Origin of the sequence: Pseudomonas sp. FH1 (assembly GCF_000510895.2) — a bacterium.
In the GTDB taxonomy this organism is placed as follows: Bacteria; Pseudomonadota; Gammaproteobacteria; order Pseudomonadales; family Pseudomonadaceae; genus Aquipseudomonas; species Aquipseudomonas azotoformans_A.
This window is the reverse complement of record NZ_AOHM01000132.1, coordinates 1-3,383: the sequence shown is the minus strand read 5'-3', so window position 1 is coordinate 3,383 and position 3,383 is coordinate 1. Positions and strand designations below refer to the sequence as shown.

Annotated in this window: 5 protein-coding genes; all 5 read right to left on the bottom strand. The window is 55.3% G+C overall.

What is annotated here, in order from left to right; genetic code table 11:
- Positions 1-954, bottom strand: a 954-nt coding sequence (locus H096_RS29935; RefSeq protein ID WP_033902864.1) for a DUF6094 domain-containing protein, incomplete at its 3' end; no start/stop codon positions are given.
- A 22-nt stretch (positions 955-976) separates the two neighbouring features.
- Positions 977-1,576, bottom strand: coding sequence for a hypothetical protein (locus H096_RS29930; protein ID WP_033902863.1), 600 nt, complete (start codon positions 1,574-1,576; stop codon positions 977-979).
- Between the two features lie 72 nt (positions 1,577-1,648).
- A complete protein-coding gene (locus tag H096_RS29925) occupies positions 1,649-1,930 on the bottom strand; it encodes a hypothetical protein (RefSeq protein WP_033902862.1) in 282 nt (93 codons plus the stop codon).
- A 65-nt stretch (positions 1,931-1,995) separates the two neighbouring features.
- Positions 1,996-2,613, bottom strand: coding sequence for a DUF3275 family protein (locus H096_RS29920; RefSeq protein ID WP_033902861.1), 618 nt, complete (start codon positions 2,611-2,613; stop codon positions 1,996-1,998).
- Between the two features lie 78 nt (positions 2,614-2,691).
- Entirely contained in the window at positions 2,692-3,027 is a 336-nt protein-coding gene (locus tag H096_RS29915) for a hypothetical protein (RefSeq protein WP_033902860.1), read from the bottom strand.
- Positions 3,028-3,383 lie beyond the last annotated feature (356 nt).

The window sequence follows — 3,383 nt, the reverse complement described above, 5'->3', positions numbered from 1 at the left end:
GCCCTTGAGTGCCAATACGCGACCGGTTTTGGATGTCACCACGCCGGATATCGCGCCGGCAGCCAAGGCCAACGCCAAGTGCCAACGCGAGAGTTCCCTTACGGGAGGTCGTGGCTGAGCGCCGCTTTGACCAAAATGCAGTGTGAAGTCCGGCCACATGCCACGAAGGCGTTTGACCTCATCGCTGAGCTGTTCAGGTTCAAGGCTGATACGGTAGAAGTGTTCCAGCTCAGTGGATGTCGGGAGAACCCTGTAGGGCTCCCATGGCCAACTCGTTGGTAACGCTTCCGCACTCAATGTGCCGGCGCCAATTGCCTGGAGGCGTGCGCGTACGTATTTGACCTCTTGCGGTCGAGCCAGGTCCTGGCGGCGAATACGAACACCGTAGATCACCACCTGTTTGAAGGTTGGATCAGCGGCATTGTAGATCCGCAGTTCAGTGAAGTGGTTGCACAACCATCCGCATAGCTCATCGTCCAGCACGTAGTGCGGAACAATCAGCACCATGACCCCACCGTACTGCAGCAGTGGAAGCGCCCGTTGATAGAACATCTTCTCCAGGCGCCGACGGCCGTTACCTTGGTACTGTGACGCACCTGCATGGTCAGCGACCAAGTCACCGTAGGGCGGGTTGAGCCAGAGCAGGCCAAAGGCTTGGCGGCTGATCATGGTGTCCATCAGATCGCTATGCAGCACGCGATCCAGCAGTTTCTTGCAGTGATTGGCACGTTCCTGGTCGTACTCGACTGCGTAAGTCTCTACGCGGTCACGTCCGAGCGCATGAGCCGTTTCAGCCAGCGCAACACCCTCACCAGCACAGGGATCAAAGATCCGCATCTTGCCAGTGGGAGAGGGTGCCAACGCCTGCAGGGTCCGTTCCAGCGTTATTTCGTCAGTGGGGTAGTAGCCATTGCGAGCGAAGTTGCGCGCCAAGCGTGGGAACATCAAGGCCATGATGAGGCTCCTGAATCAAGGCTCAAAACTGAGCGTGGGTTGAGAGTTGCCCTTGGCGAATGAGATCGCCTAAAGCAGGTTCGAGGACGTCGAGTTGCAACGACAAACGCCATGCCGCGACAGCGCCGGATGTTCCGGGCAAGAGCTGCAACATGTCGTGTTGGGTGAGCCAGTCCATCACCGGCTTCTGCCAATGTGGCAGCAGTGGTAAAGGGCAGGTGTCCTGGATCAACGGCCAAAGCCTTTGATGAGGTGACTGCCCGTTCTCAAGAAGGGCGTAGGCGAAGTGGTTGGCTCGATCCGGCTGCACGCAGCGTCGGTCGAACAACCAGAGGTGAATCAAGCTGCCGAACAAAGTCCCGCGCATTTGACGCGTGGTGCGTTTTTCCAGCAGATCGATGTTGGGAAAGACGGGGAGACTTCGACCGTCCACAACAAGGTGAAACTGACTCAGACCATCCTCGGCAGCGCCGAGGGTCAGCCTGGCCATGAACTCCTGCAGTGCCGTGTCACGGCCCCATGCAGAGAGAAACACCAAGTTGCGTTGCTCGTCACACGCGCAAGCGTCGACGAATAGGTCATTGCACTCCTCGATTGGGAAGAGCGGGGTAGGGCTGGGCATGGGAACCTCCATTATGAAGAGGGAACCCGCCCGGAGGGGCGGTGAGCCCCTCGGGGGTGTTATCAGTGAGTGTTATTGCTTGGGAAACAGCTCTCCGTCCGATTTGAACGTTTTATCGTTCGGGTCGAACGAAACCGTGTCGTTATGAAACAGAGGGCTGTGCCCAGTCAGAAAGATTTTTCCCAGGTACTGGGAGCGGAGTGCCACGGCGGCATCAGCTTGTTCAGCCGTCATGTCGAGCTCTTCTATGAAGAAATCCCACAGTTCCTCATCCGTCGATACTTCGTTGTTGGCAAGTTGATCGTCGATATTGTTCAGAACTGCAGCGGTCAGGTTGCTGAAAATTGGGTTCATATAGTGCTCCGTAAATGCGAAGGAGCGCCCATGAGGGAGCCCCTCAAGGGTGGGTGTTGAAACAATCAGAAATTGGAGATCGTCCAGACTTGTAGTTTGAAATCCAGCACGTAGCCGAGCTCGCCCAAGCGAGTGCATTGCTGACGTAAGCGGTGACGATCAACGGTGGTGTCAAGCTTGACGGTATCGCCCAGAGGCCAGATTGTGCCGAACAGGTCCGCATCTTGTTCTGCGCTGCTGGTCATGTTCGGCAGAGGCATCCCAAAGGGGGCATTCTCTGCTGCAGATGGTTCGACAGCGCCGTTTGCTCCCTTGGGCGACGCCAGCTTTTTACGTTGTTGGAGAGGCCTTGGCGGCGCTGAAGAGGTCTCTTCATCAATGGGGTCGGGCTCACTCGCAGAGAGCGTGGCAGCGTCTTCCGCTGTCAACTTATCCACATCGTCCAAGCTCATGCTTTCGAGTTTTGCACGAATCTCGACGACTAGCCGACCCGATGTCGAGTAGTACGAAGGGCGAATTTCTGTGATCAGGAAATCGCCTCGGTATTTACCCTCATTGTACTGATCGAGGAGCGCGTCTTTGATGACGAACTCACCGATTGAAGTTGAAAGTCGTCCTACGTTGAAGTCGCCGTTACGGCCGCTGATGGTACGGATGGCCAGTTGGCCTGGGATGTTGATCATGTGCAGCTCCACACTGCTATGAATGAAAAAAGCCCGACAAATGTCGGGCTTGGGGGAGTGCTGTGAATGCCGAAGCGGTTATGGGCAAGAAGTGTGCATTTCTTCTTTGAGTGAGATGTAGAGGTAGAAAACGCCAGGTGGCGATTCAATTCGGTCAAGTTTCAAGTCCAACCAGACTCGATCTGAGCTGTTGCCGTCAGGCAGCAGGCGATAGAGGCCGAAATGGATCAGGTCGCTGTCAGGTTGCAAATGCAGCTCTCGGTAGGCCTCCAGGACAACATCGCCCAGTCGCTGACTGATAACAGAGGCATCCTGTTGGTTTTCAATATGTACCGCTTCTTGCCAGGCCCTAGGGGTCAACACGACCGGTAGCTTGAGCAAATCAGGCGATACTAGGTGAGAAAGTTTTTTCATGGTCGACTCCAGGTGTGAAAACCACCTGGCCCATACGGGAGGTGGTTTCCCGTTGGGTGTGTATAGGGTATTAAGACGGTGATTTAGGCTTTGTATCCTGTCAGTACTCGTCGTCACATGGGCAAGAAATGTGTATCTCTTGGACTCGGAAGTCGAGGGAGAAAACGCCAGGTGACGATTCATTTCGGTCAAGTCTCACGTCCAACAAGACTTGATCTGAACTGCCGTCAGGCAGCATTCGACACTCCTCGTCAGGCCCAAGCGCGAGTAGCTGCACTTCTTCTGCTATCAGGAACCCTTCTTCTTCAGTCAAGCGTGAACAAACTCTGCCATTAATGGCCGCGTGTACTCCCTTA

What these genes read in the sequence shown, in the direction of transcription:
- H096_RS29930 (WP_033902863.1), bottom strand. Translation starts at nt 1,576, where the DNA reads ATGCCCAGCCCTACCCCGCTCTTCCCAATCGAGGAGTGCAATGACCTA.
- H096_RS29925 (WP_033902862.1), bottom strand. Translation starts at nt 1,930, where the DNA reads ATGAACCCAATTTTCAGCAACCTGACCGCTGCAGTTCTGAACAATATC.
- H096_RS29920 (WP_033902861.1), bottom strand. Translation starts at nt 2,613, where the DNA reads ATGATCAACATCCCAGGCCAACTGGCCATCCGTACCATCAGCGGCCGT.
- H096_RS29915 (WP_033902860.1), bottom strand. Translation starts at nt 3,027, where the DNA reads ATGAAAAAACTTTCTCACCTAGTATCGCCTGATTTGCTCAAGCTACCG.